This window comes from Aquiflexum sp. (assembly GCF_977115555.1).
Window position 1 is genome coordinate 1 of record NZ_CDSBKL010000037.1, and the last position, 18584, is coordinate 18584.

An 18584-nucleotide genomic window follows, 5' to 3' on the forward strand; every position below is an offset into this window, starting at 1 on the left:
ATAAGTCTAAGACATGCACGTGCAAGTAACCCAAATCCAAAAGGTGGTCGACCAAAAAGCTGTCTCCGCCACCAACGTCTAAAATCTTGGCATCTTTTGTGATTTTGGATTCTTCAAAAAAGGAAAGAGAAACTGTTGGCGTTTTTTGGTACCAACCCACTTCAGTAAAATCCTTTGTTTGGTAAATTTTCTCCCAATGTTTCAATTTATCTAAACTCGTGATGACTTGATTTTGGTCATCTACGTTTTTTCCGGTTTGATTCATTTTTCGAAATTCTAAAAAAAAATCAGCCACTTCTGTAATAAATATTACCGATAATAAGATGAAAATATCTTTTATTTGGGTTTCTATTCCTATTCTTGTCACCTGCATTAGATTTATTCAGCATATGTTTTCAAAAACCTGTCAGTACGCCATTAAAGCAGTAATTTATATCCACAAACAAACCTTGGAGGGTAAAAAAGTAGGAGCAAAAGAGATCGGTCAGGAGATAGATGCGCCTGATGCATTCACAGCTAAGATTCTTCAGATTTTGGTCAGGCAGCAGTTGGTAGGTTCATTCAAAGGCCCTACAGGAGGTTTTTTTGTTGACAAGAGCCATGAATCCAAAACCTTGAAAGATGTTGTTATGGCCATTGACGGTGACGGTTTATTCCATGGTTGCAGCTTGGGTCTGAAACAATGTTCTGAAGAAAATCCCTGTCCGTTGCATTTTGAAATTAAAAATGTCCGCACCAAGATTATCCATATGCTGACTGTTAAAAGTCTGAAACAGTTGGCTGAGGAGGTTGGAGACGGGACGACGGTTTTGGCAAGGTTAGCCTGATTTTTTTTCCACAAAAGGAATCGCCTTCCTATAAAATATTTTTGGTTGGGTTTAATTATCTGGGAAAGTATGACTTTTATCATAAAGGATAAAAATATCCTTTATTATTTTTGTCCTACATTCAAAACCCCAAAACAATATGAAATCACTAGTTAAACATTTTCCAATTCTAGCCATAATGCTATTCTTGATTGGCTGCGGTGGATCCGGAGAACAAACCCAAACAGCAGAGACTGTATCATCCCCGGCTTCTGTGGGTCAATCGGGAGTTCAGGATGATGTCTCCAATCCCAACATCGTACAGGTAGCAGTGGGATCAGCTGACCACTCCACTTTGGTAGCAGCCCTCAAAGCAGCCCAATATGTGGATGCCTTGACTAACGTTGGTCCTTTTACAGTTTTCGCACCCACCAATGCCGCTTTTGATGCATTGCCTGCAGGGACATTGGAAACCCTGACCAAACCCGAAAATCAAAGAACTCTGCGGGATATTCTAGAATACCATGTCCTGTTGGGCGTTTACAAACCCGAATCCTTTGCCAATGGTAAAAAGTTGGGAACAGCGGATGGCAGGTCACTGATGGTGGAAGTGACAGCAGATGGAAGTATCCTGATCAACGGTGGCAAAATTATCGGAACTGTTTCGGCCTCCAATGGTATCATCCACGTAATTGATAAAGTTCTGGTACCGGAAGACAAATAGATAAAGGTTGATTGGATTTTGAAAAGCTGGGTTTCTTGTGAAATCCGGCTTTTTCGTTTTTATGTTTTTTTATCTAACTCTTCACCGAAAAATCCCGAGAAGGTCACAGGGTCCTGATTTTTTTCAAATTTTCCTTTGGTATTTTTTCTGTAACTTTTCAGATGCTAAACATTTAACGATATTTCGATGAAACCCAACTTAAACAAATTGATTTTTAAAGCTTGTCTCCTTTTTGTTTTGATAATTGGAGGATGGAGCTGCCAACAGAAGCCGGAAGAAGTTTCTCAGTCAAATACGCATTCAGACACCATTTTGGAGGATTATGTACATGCGCCGGACTCTACTTTCAGGTATGAGATTATCCATACATCGGAGGGAGAGGGGTATGATTACCATGTCATGAAGATGTATTCACAGCACTGGCTGACCAAAGACATTGTCGACGAAACAGAGTGGTGGCATTACGTGTCAGTGGTGATTCCCAAAGATACACCGTTTGACACCGGCATGATGTATATCGGTGGGGGAAGCAAAAACTCCAAGATGCCCATGGAGCCAAATGAGTTGATTTTGGCAGCGGCCATGCAGACCAATTCTATAGTAGCTCAGATCCTCAATGTTCCTTTTCAGCCTTTGGTTTTTGCCAATGACACATTTGGTGAAAGGTATGAAGATGCCATTATTGCCTATGGCTGGAGAAAATTCATGGAAGGTGGAGCAAAAGATGAAGATGCCTATTGGCTGTCACGCTTGCCGATGACCAAAGCCGTCAAGTTGGCGATGGATGTCATTACAGAGGTTTCTCAAAAGGAGCACAACAAGAAGCTTGACAAATTTGTGGTGGCAGGTGCATCCAAAAGAGGATGGACCACTTGGACGACTGCGGCGGTAGATGACAGGGTAGTGGCTATTGTTCCGATTGTGATTGACCTGCTCAATGTGGTTCCCTCTTTTCAGCATCATTGGAGAAATTATGGAGAATGGTCTCCTGCGGTGGAAGATTATGTAAGGGAGGGAATCATGGAGTGGCAAGGTTCAGCAGAGTATGATCGACTTCTTGAAATCACGGAACCTTATTCCTTTCGGGACCGGTATGATATCCCAAAATTGATCATCAATGCGGCCGGGGATGAATTCTTTTTGCCGGACAGTTGGAAGTTTTATTGGGATAGTCTTCCCGGAGAAAAGCATATCCAATATGTGCCCAACTTTGGGCACGACCTGAGTGAGTCAGATGCTTTGCCCAATATGATTTCTTTTTATGCTTCGGTTTTGAATAAAACCACTCGTCCAAAATATGAGTGGAAGATGGAAGGAGAAAAAATACTGATCACCACAGACCCAAGCCAAAAACCTGTATCCATCAAACTTTGGTCTGCCCACAATGAAGAGGCCAGGGATTTTAGGATTTATGCTTTGGGACCAAAATGGACGGCGACAGAAATATTGGTGAATGAAAGCGGTAGGTATGAAGTGGAAATCCAAGAACCTGAAAAGGGATTTAAAGGGTATTTTGTGGAAATCACCTATCCGGGTGAAGCCCCGATCAAAGTCACCACAGGGGTAGAGGTTTTGCCAAGAAATTATCTGTTTGAGCCTTATGTAGCCAAAGAACCAAAAGGAACCATGTAATGTTGGAGACATAAAACCTCAAACAAAAAAAGCCGGGGACATCCCCGGCTTTTTTGATTTTATTTGTGGTAATTGGTTTAGTTTTTTTAGCGTCTTAATTCTCGATCATGGCAAAAAACTTATCCATGTCCGGAATAAGGACGATTCTGGTTCTTCTGTTTTTGGCCATGTTTTCTTTGGAGTCATTTTCTACCAAAGGAATATAGCTTGCTCTTCCTGCTGCGATCAATTTTTCCGGCGCGACATCGTATTTGGATTCAAGGATCCTGACGATAGAAGTTGCTCTTTTGACACTCAAATCCCAATTGTCCTGAAGCACGCCTGTCTGTATGGTTCTAGGGTCAGTATGCCCCTCGATCATTACTTCAAGGGAAGGTTCAGAATTGATCACTTCAGCCAGTTTCTTAAGCAGACCATCAGCATTTTTGGACACCTGATAGCTCCCGGTGTTAAACACTAGCCTGTCTGACACATTGATCATCACCACAGTTTTGTCGACTGTGATCTGAATGTCGTCATCCTGTTCGGATGTGCCATCAGAGATGGATTTTTTCAGGTTATGCGAAATCGCCACATTGATGGAATCTTCAAGGTTGTTTGCTCCCTGAAGTTCTTCTGCAGATACATTTGCCAAAGTCGCATTTAGTTTACTTTTAGTATTGTTAGACATTGGAGTTTTCCCGTCCAAAGTAAATTTGGAATCGCTTTCATCCTTCAAAGAATTGATCCTGTTGTTGTATTCAGCAACACGGGCTTCTATCCTTCCCATTTTATCTTCCAATACTTGTTTTTCAGCTTCTAATGTTTCCTTTTCCATCCTGATTTCAGCTAGTGCAGCTTCAGTTTGGAATTTGTCATTCTGAAGTTGTAGGTATTTCTTTTTGGAAACACAGGATACACTTAATGTGGCCATAGCCAATGATAATAAGATGATTTTTTTCATAGTTGGAACAGTTTTTCTACCTTACTTCCAAAAATGAAGCCACTGAAAATCCCAAAATTGATTTTCACTAAAAATAGGGCTCTATTTCTGGTATTTAGTTTTATATTACCTAACAAACTCCCAAAAATGAAAAACCTAACCTATTCACTAACACTCATCTTGTTCTGTTGCATTGCTTCTTGCCAAGCACCCAAAGAACAAAAGATGGAAGAGCAAATCAAATTTGAAATCATGGTAAAAAATATCAAAATGAATGGCAAGGATGCCAAGGTTTTTAACCTGAAAAACGGTAATGGCATGGAAGTGGAATTGACTAATTATGGAGCAACAATTTCGAGGATTCTCGTACCTGACAGGGATGGCAATTCCGGAAACGTCATGCTTACCTATGAGAATGTAGAGGATTTCGTCAATGACAGGTATTTTTTTGGGGCTACTGCAGGAAGGTATGCCAATAGAATTGCAAAAGGTAAATTTGAACTTGACGGACAGACTTATGAATTGGCCACTAATAATGGCGAAAACCACCTGCATGGAGGGGCAGAAGGGTTCAACCAAAAAATATGGGATGCAGAAGTTTTGGAACTGGAAGATGCGGTAGGTGTCAAGATGACGTATGTCAGTCAGGATGGTGAAGAAGGATATCCCGGCACTTTGACTAACACGATGACTTTTGTCCTTGCAAAAGACAATAAGCTATCCATTGACATTGAGGCTAAAACAGACAAGCCCACCGTTGTAAATATCACACAGCATGGCTATTTTAACCTGAGCGACATGAAAGAAGATATTCTTGGGCATGAGATGACTATTTTTGCAGACTTCTATACACCTGTGGATGCCGGGCTGATACCGACGGGAGAGATTGCGCCTGTGGCGGGTACACCATTTGATTTTACTACTGCCCACAAAATCGGAGAAAGAATCGCAGCTACGGGAAGCGGCTATGACCATAATTTTGTAGTCAAAAAAGAGCATGACGGCCAATTGGCAAAAATGGCTGAAGCCTATCACGCCGGAACAGGCAGGGTATTTACCATGTATTCCAATATGCCTGGAGTACAGTTTTATACAGGGAATTTTCTTGATGGCAAGCAGACCACCAATGGCGTAACTTATACCAAAAACTATGGGTTCTGCCTTGAGCCACAGTTTTTCCCTGATTCACCAAACCGCCCTGATTTCCCAACAGCAAGGTTGAATCCGGGTGAAACCTATAGCCACAAGATAGAGTATGTTTTTGGGGTAAGGTAAATCCTGACAAGCTTCCGAAAATAGAATAAGGCAATGGAACTGCTTTTTCCTCACTAATGGAAATGTGATAGAGAAGCAGTTTTTTTATTGGGGATATTTGTTAGCCGATCTATGAAAAACAAGGTCTGCGGACTGGAATTTAGCCATCATGATTGGCATGTCTGATTAACCGAGAATCAAAAAGCCCATGCAAGGTAGCATAGGCTTTTTTTGATTTAGTCCGATTGGAATGACTTTATACTTCCTTCACCTCAGCTGTCAGCTTTTGCAAAGTGGCTTTGGCATCTCCAAAAAGCATTCGGGTTTTTGGATAGAAGAAGAGTTCATTTTCAATACCTGCATAGCCTGCAGCCATGCCTCTTTTTAGGATGATGACATTTTTGGCCTGATCGACTTCTAGGATCGGCATGCCATAAATCGGTGAGGAAGGATCATTTTTCGCTGCCGGGTTGACCACGTCATTGGCACCGATGACGACCACGACATCCGTATTGGCAAACTTAGAATTGATCTCATCCATTTCATGTAGTCTTTCATAAGGCACATCGGCCTCGGCCAACAGGACATTCATGTGGCCCGGCATCCGGCCTGCTACCGGGTGGATGGCATAATTGACTTCCACCCCTTTTTCTTCAAGGAGTTTCTCAAGCTCATGGCAAATGTGCTGCGCCTGTGCTACCGCCAACCCATAGCCTGGAACGATCACTACACTTTGTGAATAGGAAAGTAAAACTGCTGTATCTGAAATATTGATTTCTCTGACGGTTTGGTCACCACTTGCGGATTTTGCACCGCTCGCGGCTGCGCCTCCAAATGCACCGAGCAAAACATTGGTCAAGGATCTGTTCATGGCCTTACACATAAGGATCGTCAGAATGGTACCTGCTGAACCTACAAGAATACCGCCTGTCAGCATGGCTTTGTTTCCATAGAGAAATCCTCCAAAAGCCGCTGCCATACCCGTAAAGGAGTTGAGCAAAGAGATCACTACCGGCATGTCTGCACCGCCGATCGGCATCACAAACAGCACCCCGTAAACCAATGCAATCCCAAGAAGAACATAGAAAAGGAGCGGGTTAGAGCCATTGATCATTTGATAAACAATCAGAACCACGATTGCACCCAACATGACCATGTTGATGACTTGGTTCATCGGCAATACCTTATCCTGGATTTTTCCTTCCAGTTTGCCATAGGCAATGATGGAACCTGAGAAAGAGACAGAACCGATCAGCAAGCCTAGCAGCATTACTAAAAGTTCTCCATCAAAACCGGTCACAGTACTGTGTTGGTGATGCTGAAATTCAATGATGGCGATCAATGCCGCACAGGCACCACCCATTCCATTGAAGAAAGACACCATCTGGGGCATTGAAGTCATCTGAACCTTTTTGGCCATAATGGTACCGATAACAGTACCGATGATCAATCCCAAAAAGATCAAACCATAATTGACCAACTTTCCTGAATCAAAATCCTGATACAAAGTGATGGTCGCAATGATGGCGATCAACATGCCTGCCGCGGCTATCAGGTTCCCCTTGCGGGCAGAATCAGGATTGCTGAGCATTTTCAATCCCAAAATGAAAGTCAGGGATGCAATGAGATAACTGATTTCCAATATGTTCAGGCTCATGATTTCTTAGGTTTTTTCTTAAACATCTCCAACATTCTGTCAGTCACCACAAATCCTCCGATGACATTCAATGTCCCCACCAAAACGGCAAGAAAGCCTACTGACAAAGCAAGGTAATTGTCAGGGGAAGCCTGAAGCATCACGATAATGGCACCGACTACCACCACGCCGTGGATCGCATTGGCGCCGGACATCAGCGGGGTATGAAGTATGGCGGGTACATTGGAAATCACTTCCACTCCCAAAAGGATGGCCAATAACAGGAAATATACCATTTCCATGTTTTCACCTATATAACTTAAAACTTGTTCCATGGTCAGTTGCTTTGCATTTGAATGATTCTTGGACTTATCGGATTACCGGCATGGCAAACGCATGTTCCGGTGACAATGTCATCCTCAAAATTCAGGTTAAGGTTTCCGTCTTTGATGATCAGTTTGAGGAAATTAAGGTAATTTTTACCATACATTTTGCTGGCGTCCTGAGGCATGCTGGAGGCAAGGTTGCCGACTCCTACGATCCGGACACCGTTTACTTCTACGGTTTGGTCAGGTTGTGACAACGCACAGTTTCCTCCTGAAGAGGCGGCAAGATCAATAATTACCGAACCTGGCTTCATGGCCCTTACTGTCCTTTCCTCGACCAATTGTGGGGCTTTTCGTCCTGGAATCTGAGCAGTGGTAATGATGATGTCAGCCTTTGTGGCATGTTCATGGATAGTGTCTTTTTGTTTCTGGAGGTATTCGGCAGATTGTTCCACTGCATAGCCTCCCGCACCTTTGTCCTCTTTGGCGCCTTCGACATCGACAAATTTTGCTCCCAAGGAAAGTACTTCCTCTTTGGCGGCCTGCCGGACATCAAATGCAAAGACGGAGGCTCCCAATCTTCTGGATGTGGCAATGGCCTGTAATCCTGCAACCCCTGCTCCTAAAATCAACACTCTAGCAGGGGTGATGCTACCTGCAGCAGTCATGAACATCGGAAAGAATCTGGGAAGGAGATTGGCAGCCATTAGCACAGCTTTGTAACCGGTGACGGTAGCCATGGAAGATAGCACGTCCATAGACTGTGCCCTCGTGGTCCTTGGTACCAACTCCATGCTAAATGCAGTTTTTTTGTTTTGAATCAGGTATTTGGTAAGCTCAGGATTAAACAGCGCCCCCAATTGGCCCATCAGAACTGTTTCAGGTTTTAAGACAGCAATTTCCTCCTCAGAAATAGGCTGTATACCGAGTACCAAATCTGTTTGCTTTAGAATGTCCTGTCTGCTGTGGATTTCTGCTCCAGACTCCTCATAGAGCTTATCGGATGCATAGGCTCTGGTACCTGCATGTTTTTCTACCCAAACCGAGACTTTCCAGCTGATGAGCGTTTTTACCGCTTCCGGCAAAAGTGCTACCCTTGACTCGTCTTGGGGTTCTTTTAAAATCCCTATTATCATTGGTCGAAATTGTGATGGCGATAAATATATGTTCAAAAGATTTGAAGACCTGAAACTATCAAAAAGATTGTAAAAATAAAGTGATTTTAATCAGGCGGTATCTGTTTATTTTGATTTGAGTTATTTTATTGGAATATTGTGCAAAATCTCGCAGGTAAATAAGTTTCACCCAAAATCAATCCCGTTATCTATACGCTTTTTTTTTACCCCAATCGAAATGCGTTAAACCAGTACATACAATATTTTAAGTAAATTTATCCATCCTTGAAAGGCTAACCTTTTTTAAATGTTAGCGATTAAATTGTGGATTTTGCCCTAAGTAATTATCTATCTCCATTCCTTATGAAATCTCAACCTTTCATTTCAAGCCTGTTTTTGGCTTTTTTTCTCTCTTTTTCTCAAGTAGTATTTTCTCAAAACCAGTTTGTTTTCGACGGGATTGTCAGAGGTGATACCTCGAAAAAACAACTTTCCCTGGTTTTGACCGGGCATGAATATGCAGAAGGAGGTTGGGATATTTTAAAAACTCTGGAGAAAAACAAAGTGAAGGCCTCGTTTTTTTTCACAGGGGATTTTTACCGAAATCATGAATTTGAACCCCTGATAATAGCCATCAAAAATCAGGGTCATTACCTTGGTGCCCATTCGGACAAGCATCTGCTATATTGTTCCTGGGATGACCGAACTCAGTTATTGATCGACAGGTACACATTTTCCAAAGACCTTTTGGACAATTATTCTGAAATGAAGCGGTTTGGTGTAGAACAGGAAAACACCCCTTACTTTTTGCCTCCTTATGAATGGTACAATAAAAACATAAGTGAATGGACCAGGAAATTGGGTTTTCAGCTTATAAATTTTACTTCAGGCCCCAGAACAAATGCGGACTACACGGATCCAGAAATGGAGAATTATATCAGTTCGGAAGAAATTATGCAAACTATCTGGCAGTATGAATACAAGGACCCCAATGGATTGAATGGAATAATTTTGCTTTTCCATGTTGGGGTAGGGGAAAAGCGAGCTGATAAGTTTTATAAACTCCTTCCGGATTTGATCAAAGAATTGCAAAGAAAAGGTTATGAGATCGTCACTTTAGAGACTTTGCTAGGCGATTTATAGGGTTTATTTTTCAAACAAACCAACCGTACCTCCAACCCAATCTTTGTCTTTGTTGAATTTGACGCCGATCATTTCTCCGCGGCTAAGGCGGACAAGGTTTCCTATAAGGGTTGGGTTTTCATCTTTTTCCGGCCAAACCGCCAACATCCTGACTTCAGCTTTCACTTTACCTTCGGGTGCCTGAAGGACAGGAACATACTTGGCTTTTTTCTGTAGAATGTAGAGGTCTTTATCTTTCACTGCTTCTACATCTGATTTTGTGACATGAAATATCACACCACTTCCTGAAAAGGAAAATAAAGGCTTCAAGACGTAGTTTTCCAGATCTTCAGGGATTTCCTCCATTTCACTCAATAAAGTTGTTTCAATGAAATAGGGGCCTTTCAAATAAGGAAGAATAAACTTACTGATCCTATAAAACCAATTTGGATGGCCAGCCCATTCTACATCCAATTCTTCCAAAAAGGAGAATTGCAAGTGGAGGTCTTTTCTCGCATCAAGTTCATCGAAAATCACCCTGTTATAGATTCTTTTGATATGTATTTCTTTTCCTTCTTTATTGGTATAGAAAAGTTGTTTTCCTCTTTTGATGACATCGGTGACGCAGATAAATGGAACGCCCAAATCCCTTTGGCAATAGTAAAAATCAATTTTGGTATTTTGCTTTTCAGGTTCGATTTCCAGAAGGACGACTTCTTCAGGATTATACCCGTTGAGGACCGTTTTTTTTAAAATATCCAAATATCCATCTTGGTTCAAAACACTCAGATAAGGAGTGAAATGGGAGAGATAAGGATAGGCCTTTTTTATTTTCTCAAAAAGATTGTACTGAAAATTAAATACGGATGGAAATCCTTGTACTTCAATCAGTTTCGGTATGATCTTACCTTCCTCTTCGCAGATTCCAAAGTCTATGGCAAGGAATTGGGTGTGATGGTCTTGATTCGGTACGTTGAAATTTACATTGAGCGATTTTTCTGTGAGGGTATTGAAGTCCTCTCTTTTGATAAAATCGATGACATGCTGACAGCCTTCGGTAAGCTGGTTTTTCAATTCGGTTGGAATAAAGAAAGGTGTTTCTGCCACCCTGAATGTTGGCAAATAATCAAAATCTGAGGCAAGGTCTTTTAAAAAAGCCTGGTATTTTTCCACATTGAAGTTTTGGTTGAAAAACTCCCGGTGCGTTTGAATCATAAGTCAGTGATTAAAATAATATTGCTTGTTGTTCCCTTATGTGGCTGATAGATTGGCTTAGAAAATTGGGGATCAATGTTTCGTTGGTTTTGTAGATAGTATGCTCTTCGACAATATGTTCAAGCATCGCTAGGTACCTTGCCTTTCCTCTCAGGGCTATGATTTCATCCCTTACTTCATGCTTTTTGAGGTGGCTTAAAAAACCAACGGGATCGGCTTCTGGATGGAATTGTGTTCCTACCATTTCCTGCGAAAACCTGATGGCCATGATGGCTCTTTCATACTCGACATGGTTACGGATTTTTTCCAAAGCAATGATTTCAGCCCCCTGTTCCTTGAATTTTTTTAAGCTGGGTTGCACGACTTGATAATCTCTGGAGTCAATTGCCCAAAAAGGATTGTCCAATCCATCAAAAACAGGATCGGTCATCCCCGCTTCAGTTTTGTGGATGGTCATAACTCCAAAAGAAGTGGATTTCCTTCGTGTCACTTCTGCAAGTCCAAAATGCTGCACCGCCATTTGATAGGAATGACAGATGAAAAGGATATATTTCTTTCTTTCGTTGGTCTTGTTCCACATCCAGATGTCGTCGATCAACTGGTAGTACTTGGTGTCCCAAATCCCATCACCTTCCAAGGGATTTCCCGGTCCACCGGAAGAGATATAGAGGTTAAAGTCCTCTAAATTAGGAACTTCTGCATTCTGCCTTACATCAAAAACCTCCAGACTTAGTTCGTTGGCAAATCTTCCGACAATGTCATGAATACAACGCATGCCCTGATTGGCTTTGCCATTGTACATATCCAAAACAGCAACTTTGATTTTTTCTTGCATGGCGGTATTTTGGTTTTTAAAGCGGAAAGTTAAGGAATTTTGGATGTGGAGTTGGGATAAATTATTTCCCATACCCCATCCAAAATCCCATACTCATCAGATTCCTTTTGTGAATTCTCCCACGATAAAGTCCACGACTTTGGACAAATCATGGTCATTTTCTTCAAATACAGCAAGTTGCTTGTCTGCACCTGTGCCGTTTTTGAGGATCTCATGGACATAATTGATTTCCTGCCTGCTGTCCAATTCATCTACCACATCGTCGATAAAATCAAGCAACTCTATCATCAGTTCCTTATATGCCACTTCTTTTTTCTGACCAAAATCAATCATCAGCCCATCTGTCCCATACCTTGCCGCTCTGAATTTGTTTTCACGGATCAGGGCAATCCTGTAAATATTGAAGCTGGTATTCATCATACTCATTTTGTAGAGTTTGGCGACTACTGCTTGGATGAGTGCTGTGATACAGATCGTTTCGTCCACCGTCAGACACATGTCACAAATTCTGAATTCGATAGTGCTGAAGAAAGGATGCATCCTCAGATCCCACCATATTTTTTTTGGGTTGTCAATACAGTTCGTTTTGACCAAAGTCTCTAGGAAATTATCATAGGATTGTACTGAATCAAAATATTCTGGTAGACCTGTTCTGGGGAATTTCGCAAATACGTGTGCCCTGAAAGCTTTGAAACCGGTATTTCTACCTTCCCAAAAAGGGGAGTTGGTTGAAAGGGCATAAATATGAGGGAGGAAATAGCAGGCTTGATTCATGATTTGAAGTGCCAATTCCCTGTTTTCAATACCCACATGGACATGCAAGCCAAAAATCAAATTTGACCTTGCTGTATCCTGAAGCTCCTTGACGATCATGTGGTACCGTGGGTCATCGGTGATGGGCTGCTCCTGCCATTTTGAAAATGGATGCGTTCCTGATGCTCCTACCACAAGATTTTGCTCTGCAGCAAGATCCACTATTTTTCTTCTCAGGTAGGACACCTCGGTGCGGGCATCGGAAATGCTTTGGCAAATGTTGGTTCCAACTTCCACCACAGATTGATGCATTTCTGCCTTCACCTGCTCCTTGAGAATAATTTTGGCGCCATCTACAATTTTGGACATATGAGACCTCAGGTCTCTGGTGTTTGGATCGATGATTTGGTATTCCTCTTCAACACCTAAAGTAAATACGGGTAACTTTCTCATATATCAGAATCTTTTTGAGGAGCTTACTGCTTCTTTCATAAAAGTTCCCCAACTGAGGTTGATCTGATTGGGTTTATGTGCCTTTGCATAGGCAATTGCCATTTTTGCTGCTTCCTCTACCACCCAATCAAAATTGGCCTGGCCGACGGAATTGATGTCTGCATCAGGAGCTGGATTTCCAAAATCGATGGCATAAGGCACCCCATCCCTTACTGCAAATTCGACCGTATTGAAATCATAGCCAAGACCATGACAAAGTCGGATGGTATAATCTTTTACTGTGGCGAGTAGTTTTTTGGAAGCGGGAGGACCATCTACCACATAGCGGAGATGATGTGGATTACGAGGTTCATATTGCATGATCCGGACCGCTTTTCCTCCCAGGCAATACACCCTGAAATACTCCTGGAAAACAATTTCTTCCTGAAGCAGCATGACCAATTGTCCTGTTTCTTGGTGTTTTTGGAAGAATTCTTCTTTGTTTTCAAGTCGGTACACGTTTTTCCAACCTCCGCCTGCATACGGTTTCATGTATGCCGGAAATCCGATATAATCAAAAATACCCTGCCAATCCAAGGGCATTTTCAGGTTTCTGAATGACTTGGATGTGGTATCCGTGGGATGCTCCGCAGAAGGTAAAATGACTGTATTGGGAAGGGGCACACCTAATTGGTCCGCGAGGGCATTGTTAAAAAACTTATCATCTGCACTCCACCAAAATGGATTGTTGATCACTGCAGTTCCTGCAAGGGCAGCATTTTTGAGATACGCCCTGTAAAACGGAACATCCTGGGATATCCTGTCTATGATGACCGCATATTCAGAAAGCTGGTTTTGGACTACCTTATCTATCAAAACAGGTTCTGCAATAATTCCTTTTTCCTTTTTTTCGTTGACTCTTTCGACAAATGCATGGGGAAAAGTGTCTTCCATGCCAAACAGAATTCCTATCTTTTTCATAAATGGTTGGTATTTGATTAATTGAATTTGATTCTAGATAAATAATGGGGGAACATTTCCTTCCAGATTGGCCAATCATGGTGCTTGTCCTTGCGGGCATCAAGCCAATGCCGGATTCCTTTTCCTTCCAATACATTGCTTAGCTTGATATTGGCATCAAAACAGATGTCCCAATTGGAGGTACCGAGCACGATGTCCATTTTCCATAAATCACCGTCATTGTTGCCAGGCAAAAACTCAAGTGGAGAATTGTAAAATATATCCGGGTGGTTATAACCATCCATAAAATTGCGGATCTCAAAGGCACCTGACATCGAAAACATATGGCTGACAAACCCCGGATAACGGAATGCAAAATTAGCGGCATGATATCCGCCAAAGCTACATCCGGCCATCACTACCTTTCCAACAGCGGTATTGAACCTTATTTTTTCTACGATTTCATGACGGATCATATGATCATAGGCAATGTGGTTTTGAATACGCTGATGGGGATGGATTTGCTTGTTGTAAAAACTGTCCCTGTCATTGCTCTCGGGACAGAAAATCTGTACCAATCCTTGTTTAATAAACCATTCTGCCGCACCTATCAATCCCATGTCTCTGTTTTCATGGAATGAACCCATAGAAGTCGGGTACAATACAACAGGATAACCTGCATGGCCAAAAGCAAGCATTTGCACATCTCTATGCAAATGGGGAGAGTACCACTTAAAATATTCCTCTTTCATAACAAAATTTTCTAATCTGAATAAAAATAGTCCGCTTTTGGGGAATCACAAAAAAAAATGGCCAAAGTTTTCGGACACTGAATCAAATAAATGTTTTAATGGCCGGGTTTGAAATTTTACCTACTGATGTGAATAGAAAAGTTGGAGCTTGAAAAACAAGACGTTTTAGAAAATGATGACCCAGATTGTTTTTTTGTTGTATTTAGCCCAATTAGATATGAATCAACAGAAGTTGTCCAGGCAGGATTCCGACTTTTTAAATCTGATTATTTATTGTCTTTTTTTTAAAAATAATTTTTTTATAAAACCTGTCATTACAATAAGGATGGTGAAGAGTGAAAACAACCATTTTATGGCAGTAGAAATCCCTGCCATTGATCCCCAAAAGATGGTTTTTTCGGGGTATTGAACCAGGATTTTAAATATGCAAATGTTTTCGGTGATATCGAAAAACAAAATGAAAAAGGGCAAAAGGGATAGTTTTTCGTTTTGCCAAAGTCTGAAAATGACAAAGGAAAAAAGGTTGCTGTAAACCAATGGATATAGCATGTCCCAAAATATCAAAACCATCTTGTAGCTTTCCCGGATCTCCTTTGAAAATCCGTGTACTTTATCAAAGGCTTCTTCAGCATTATAATATATCTCTAAATCAAGGGGTTCGGCAGGCATCATCCTTGGCAAGATCCAAAGATTAAAAATCAGGAACAGGACAAAAAGTATAGAGATGTTTTTGTTAGTACTATAACGAATCAGGAATTCCCTCATTTTTTTTCGTCTTCTTTGAACCATTCAGCATACATCGGATAATTGCGTGCTGTGCGCTCAATGACTTCAAGCATTTCAGGACCGGTATCTTTCACCTTTTTGGCAGGCATGCCTGCATAGATAGAATTTGCTTCGACTATTGTCCCCGCTAAAACAACCGCGCCTGCAGCGATCACCGCTCCAGAGTGAACTACAGCGTTGTCCATGATGATGGCTCCCATTCCCACCAGTACATTGTCATGGATCGTACAGCCATGTACGACAGCATTGTGGGCAATAGAAACCTTGTTGCCGATCACAGTACCCGATTTTTGATAAGTACAATGAATAACAGCTCCATCCTGAATATTGGTGTCGTTGCCGATTCGGATGTGGTGCACATCACCCCGTACCACTGCATTGAACCAAACCGTACAATTTTTACCCATGATGACATCTCCGACCACTGTGGCGTTTTCTGCCAGCCAGCAATTTTCACCAAAACTCGGGGCAAAACCCCTTACACTTTTAATTAACGCCATCTTTATCGGTTTTCACACTGATTATCTACAAATACCTGAAGGTCAAATTTATTTTTTTTTAAATCATGTGAACTTTTTTTCTCATAAATAGTTTTGTCTGTATATACATGTATGTATATACATTAAAATTTAAACAAAAATAAAATAGAATCCACATTATGAAATTATTACAAAAAACAGGTTTGGTAATTGCCCTTCTTTTTATTGTCGCAGCTTGTGGCAAACCAACAGACACCGTAGAAACATCTGACGCTGCAGAAGTAGCCGAAGCTTCAGGAAAGACTCTAGCTATCGATCCAAGTACAAGCCAAATCAATTGGAGAGGTTACAAGCCGACAGGACAGCATTTTGGCTATATTCCTGTGACAACAGGAGAATTAACTATACAAGGCGAAGAACTTACAGGCGCAAAGTTTGTATTTGACATTACAAGCTTGAAAATCCAAGACATGGAAGAATCAAATGAATTTTATGGAAAACTTTGGGGTCACCTTCAGTCTCCAGACTTCTTTGATGCTGCCAATCATCCACAGGCAACCTTCGAATTGACTTCAGTAGAGCCTTATGCTGCAGGTGCCATTGCTGATAAAGAAGAATTTGCTTCTGAAAATACGCCAAAGAAAGATTCTGAGGTTGCGCCGGCAAATCCAACACATTGGATTTCAGGAAACCTTACAATGAGAGGAACAACTAAAAACATTAAGTTTCCTGCTTCTGTTGCTATTGTTGACGGAGCTGTAACAGCAACTGCAGGTTTCAATATTGACAGGACTGCGTGGGGCTTGGCTTATGGAGACGAAAGTACTGCTGTTGACAAAGCAAAAGACCAATTCATCTACAATACAGTTTCTGTAGGTTTTGATATCAAAGCAAACTAATCCAACTCAGTATATATATCCGAAAGAGGAAGCCGCAAGGTTTCCTCTTTTTTTTTGCGCCATTCCTTTACTTTTGTATCATGTCTGCAAACTTTATTTTCCCGATTCCCGAGCATCCTGATTGGAAAAGCCACTTGCTCCGTTGGTTTGATGACAGATACCCTTACTTTTCGTTTTTCCAGGACAATGAGATTACCTATCCACATGGAGGCTTTCCAAATGTCATCTTTGGTGGAAATCATACCCTAAGTTTGGAAGAAGCGGCCCAATTTTATGGCAAAGTAGAATTGGTGGGAATCGTAAGCTATGAGTACAAAAATAGGGTGGAAAGGCTATCGAGCAATAATCCTTCGTTGATTGATTGCCCCGAATCTTTGTTTTTTATTCCCGAAATAAAGATAGAACTCAGCCGAAATACCTTTACTGTTTTTCATCCTGAGGGAAAAAAAATTGGAGAAGAAATTATAGGCTTATTGCACCCAATTTCATCCAATCCCAAGGTTATAGTAAGTTCTTTGACTGCTAAATCTGACTATTTTTCTGCCATCAAAGCCATCCAAAATCACATCGAGGAAGGCGATATGTATGAATTGAATTATTGCATGGCATTTACTTTTGAAAGTCATAATTGGGATCCACTTCTTGGTTTCAGAGATTTGATGGAAAAGTCTCCGATGCCTTTTTCTTCCTTGTTCAAAGCTGACAATTTGTTCCTCATCGGTGCGTCTCCCGAAAGGTTCCTCAAAAAAGAGAACAATCAACTCATCGCCCAACCCATCAAAGGGACAATAAAAAGAGGCCAAGATGAAAACGAAGATGCAATATTGAAAAACCAATTGCTCTACTCGGAAAAGGAGCGGGCAGAAAACCTCATGATCGTGGACCTGATGCGTAATGACCTGTCCAAAATCTCCGAAACCGGCTCTGTAGATGTAGAAGAACTTTTTGGCGTTTATCCATTTGCAAAAGTCCATCAGATGATCTCAACAGTGACTTCCACCTTCAAAAATGATGTTGGACTGAAAGAAATATTCCATGCCACATTTCCAATGGGAAGTATGACAGGCGCACCCAAAATCAAATGCATGGAATTGATAGAGCGGTATGAAAATTTCAAAAGGGGATGGTTTTCGGGAACTTTGGGACGTATTCAAGCAGATGGAAATTTTGATTTCAATGTGATCATCCGAAGCGTAATATTTGATAAAAAAGCAGGTAAAGGATACTTTGCCGTGGGTTCTGCCATCACTTACGATGCTGATGCGGGATACGAATACGAAGAGTGTCTGCTCAAGGCTTCGGCAATCATGGAGGTTTTGGAAGGAAAATAGCTCATGGAAAATATCAGGAAAATCATACATGTGGATATGGATGCTTTCTATGCATCCGTGGAGCAGATGGACAATCCTGACCTTAGAGGAAAACCCCTTGCGGTAGGTGGCAACAGAGAAAGGGGAGTGGTGGCAGCGGCCTCTTACGAAGCACGGAAATTTGGGGTTCGATCGGCTATGTCCGGCAAAATAGCCGCATTGAAATGCCCTCAGCTTATTTTTGTTCCCCCGAGATTTGACCGGTACAAAGAGATTTCAAATCAGATCAGGGAGATTTTTTATTCCTATACCGACTTGGTTGAACCGCTTTCATTGGATGAAGCTTTTTTGGATGTGACAGAAAACAAAGTAAACAATCCCTCTGCGACGAGAATCGCACTTGAAATCCGCCAACGCATCAAGGAAGAAGTGGGATTGAATGCCTCGGCGGGAATTTCCTACAACAAGTTTTTGGCTAAAACTGCCTCAGACATCAACAAACCTAACGGTCAAGCAGTCATCCTACCCAAAGATGCAGAAGCTTTTTTGGAGAAGTTGCCGATAGAGCGGTTTTTTGGAATCGGGAAAGTCACTGCTGATAAAATGAAGGAATTGGGCATCCACAA

The 18584-nt window shown here is 41.6% G+C and carries 19 protein-coding genes and 1 pseudogene; 8 read left to right on the plus strand and 12 right to left on the minus strand.

Translation table 11 applies throughout. The features are described from left to right. Positions 1 to 265: pseudogene (locus tag ACZFYI_RS04075) on the minus strand (hypothetical protein); the annotation flags it as partial. Between the two features lie 58 nt (positions 266 to 323). Here ACZFYI_RS04075 and ACZFYI_RS04080 point away from each other — a divergent pair. The 3 genes from ACZFYI_RS04080 (at position 324) to ACZFYI_RS04090 (ending at position 3162) form a co-directional block, all read left to right on the plus strand. Then, positions 324 to 827: an RrF2 family transcriptional regulator gene (locus ACZFYI_RS04080; RefSeq protein ID WP_462522840.1), complete on the plus strand. Its 504-nt coding sequence runs from the start codon at positions 324 to 326 to the stop codon at positions 825 to 827. Between the two features lie 139 nt (positions 828 to 966). Then, on the plus strand, positions 967 to 1530 hold the full coding sequence (locus ACZFYI_RS04085; RefSeq protein WP_462522841.1) for a fasciclin domain-containing protein: 564 nt from the start codon (positions 967 to 969) through the stop codon (positions 1528 to 1530). 186 nt (positions 1531 to 1716) lie between these two features. Beyond that, positions 1717 to 3162, plus strand: a complete 1446-nt coding sequence (locus ACZFYI_RS04090) for a PhoPQ-activated pathogenicity-related family protein (protein WP_462522842.1) — start codon at positions 1717 to 1719, stop codon at positions 3160 to 3162. 94 nt (positions 3163 to 3256) lie between these two features. Here the strand turns inward: ACZFYI_RS04090 and ACZFYI_RS04095 are convergent, their stop codons facing one another. Then, positions 3257 to 4105, minus strand: coding sequence for an OmpA/MotB family protein (locus ACZFYI_RS04095; protein ID WP_462522843.1), 849 nt, complete (start codon positions 4103 to 4105; stop codon positions 3257 to 3259). A gap of 126 nt (positions 4106 to 4231) precedes the next feature. On the opposite strand from ACZFYI_RS04095, the gene ACZFYI_RS04100 reads away from it, so the two are divergent. Next, positions 4232 to 5359, plus strand: a complete 1128-nt coding sequence (locus tag ACZFYI_RS04100) for an aldose epimerase family protein (RefSeq protein WP_462522844.1) — start codon at positions 4232 to 4234, stop codon at positions 5357 to 5359. A gap of 235 nt (positions 5360 to 5594) precedes the next feature. Here ACZFYI_RS04100 and ACZFYI_RS04105 read toward each other — a convergent pair whose 3' ends face one another. Genes ACZFYI_RS04105 through ACZFYI_RS04115 form a run of 3 tightly spaced genes read right to left on the minus strand, consistent with a single transcriptional unit; the run spans position 5595 to position 8436 of the window. Continuing rightward, complete coding sequence (locus ACZFYI_RS04105; protein ID WP_462522845.1) at positions 5595 to 6995, minus strand: NAD(P)(+) transhydrogenase (Re/Si-specific) subunit beta; 1401 nt, start codon at positions 6993 to 6995, stop codon at positions 5595 to 5597. Next, positions 6992 to 7309, minus strand: coding sequence for an NAD(P) transhydrogenase subunit alpha part 2 (locus tag ACZFYI_RS04110; protein ID WP_113924364.1), 318 nt, complete (start codon positions 7307 to 7309; stop codon positions 6992 to 6994). Before ACZFYI_RS04110 ends, ACZFYI_RS04105 begins: the two co-directional genes overlap by 4 nt. Before the next feature lie 2 nt (positions 7310 to 7311). Next, entirely contained in the window at positions 7312 to 8436 is a 1125-nt protein-coding gene (locus ACZFYI_RS04115; protein WP_462522846.1) for a Re/Si-specific NAD(P)(+) transhydrogenase subunit alpha, read from the minus strand. A 342-nt stretch (positions 8437 to 8778) separates the two neighbouring features. On the opposite strand from ACZFYI_RS04115, the gene ACZFYI_RS04120 reads away from it, so the two are divergent. Continuing rightward, positions 8779 to 9558: a polysaccharide deacetylase family protein gene (locus ACZFYI_RS04120; protein WP_462522847.1), complete on the plus strand. Its 780-nt coding sequence runs from the start codon at positions 8779 to 8781 to the stop codon at positions 9556 to 9558. Between the two features lie 3 nt (positions 9559 to 9561). Here ACZFYI_RS04120 and ACZFYI_RS04125 read toward each other — a convergent pair whose 3' ends face one another. The 7 genes from ACZFYI_RS04125 to ACZFYI_RS04155 all read right to left on the minus strand — a co-directional run bounded on the left by ACZFYI_RS04125 (position 9562) and on the right by ACZFYI_RS04155 (position 15770). After that, on the minus strand, positions 9562 to 10752 hold the full coding sequence (locus ACZFYI_RS04125) for a hypothetical protein (protein ID WP_462522848.1): 1191 nt from the start codon (positions 10750 to 10752) through the stop codon (positions 9562 to 9564). A 10-nt stretch (positions 10753 to 10762) separates the two neighbouring features. After that, positions 10763 to 11587 (minus strand): type 1 glutamine amidotransferase, encoded by an 825-nt coding sequence (locus tag ACZFYI_RS04130; RefSeq protein WP_462522849.1) that lies wholly within the window; start codon positions 11585 to 11587, stop codon positions 10763 to 10765. A 96-nt stretch (positions 11588 to 11683) separates the two neighbouring features. Further along, positions 11684 to 12793, minus strand: coding sequence for a carboxylate-amine ligase (locus ACZFYI_RS04135; protein ID WP_462522850.1), 1110 nt, complete (start codon positions 12791 to 12793; stop codon positions 11684 to 11686). Between the two features lie 3 nt (positions 12794 to 12796). Continuing rightward, entirely contained in the window at positions 12797 to 13753 is a 957-nt protein-coding gene (locus ACZFYI_RS04140) for an ATP-grasp domain-containing protein (RefSeq protein ID WP_462522851.1), read from the minus strand. A 17-nt stretch (positions 13754 to 13770) separates the two neighbouring features. After that, positions 13771 to 14484, minus strand: a complete 714-nt coding sequence (locus tag ACZFYI_RS04145; RefSeq protein ID WP_462522852.1) for an alpha/beta hydrolase-fold protein — start codon at positions 14482 to 14484, stop codon at positions 13771 to 13773. Between the two features lie 270 nt (positions 14485 to 14754). Beyond that, positions 14755 to 15249: a hypothetical protein gene (locus ACZFYI_RS04150; protein WP_462522853.1), complete on the minus strand. Its 495-nt coding sequence runs from the start codon at positions 15247 to 15249 to the stop codon at positions 14755 to 14757. Continuing rightward, positions 15246 to 15770: a gamma carbonic anhydrase family protein gene (locus ACZFYI_RS04155; RefSeq protein ID WP_462522854.1), complete on the minus strand. Its 525-nt coding sequence runs from the start codon at positions 15768 to 15770 to the stop codon at positions 15246 to 15248. Before ACZFYI_RS04155 ends, ACZFYI_RS04150 begins: the two co-directional genes overlap by 4 nt. Before the next feature lie 158 nt (positions 15771 to 15928). Here ACZFYI_RS04155 and ACZFYI_RS04160 point away from each other — a divergent pair, with 158 nt between their 5' ends. From ACZFYI_RS04160 to dinB, 3 genes are all read left to right on the plus strand, one after another. Continuing rightward, the gene (locus ACZFYI_RS04160; protein ID WP_462522855.1) at positions 15929 to 16648 is read left to right on the plus strand and encodes a YceI family protein; all 720 of its coding nucleotides are present in this window, start codon (positions 15929 to 15931) and stop codon (positions 16646 to 16648) included. An 80-nt stretch (positions 16649 to 16728) separates the two neighbouring features. Then, complete coding sequence (locus ACZFYI_RS04165; protein ID WP_462522856.1) at positions 16729 to 17979, plus strand: anthranilate synthase component I family protein; 1251 nt, start codon at positions 16729 to 16731, stop codon at positions 17977 to 17979. A gap of 3 nt (positions 17980 to 17982) precedes the next feature. Further along, the coding region (gene dinB / locus ACZFYI_RS04170) for a DNA polymerase IV (protein WP_462522857.1) at positions 17983 to 18584 on the plus strand (602 nt) is incomplete at its 3' end.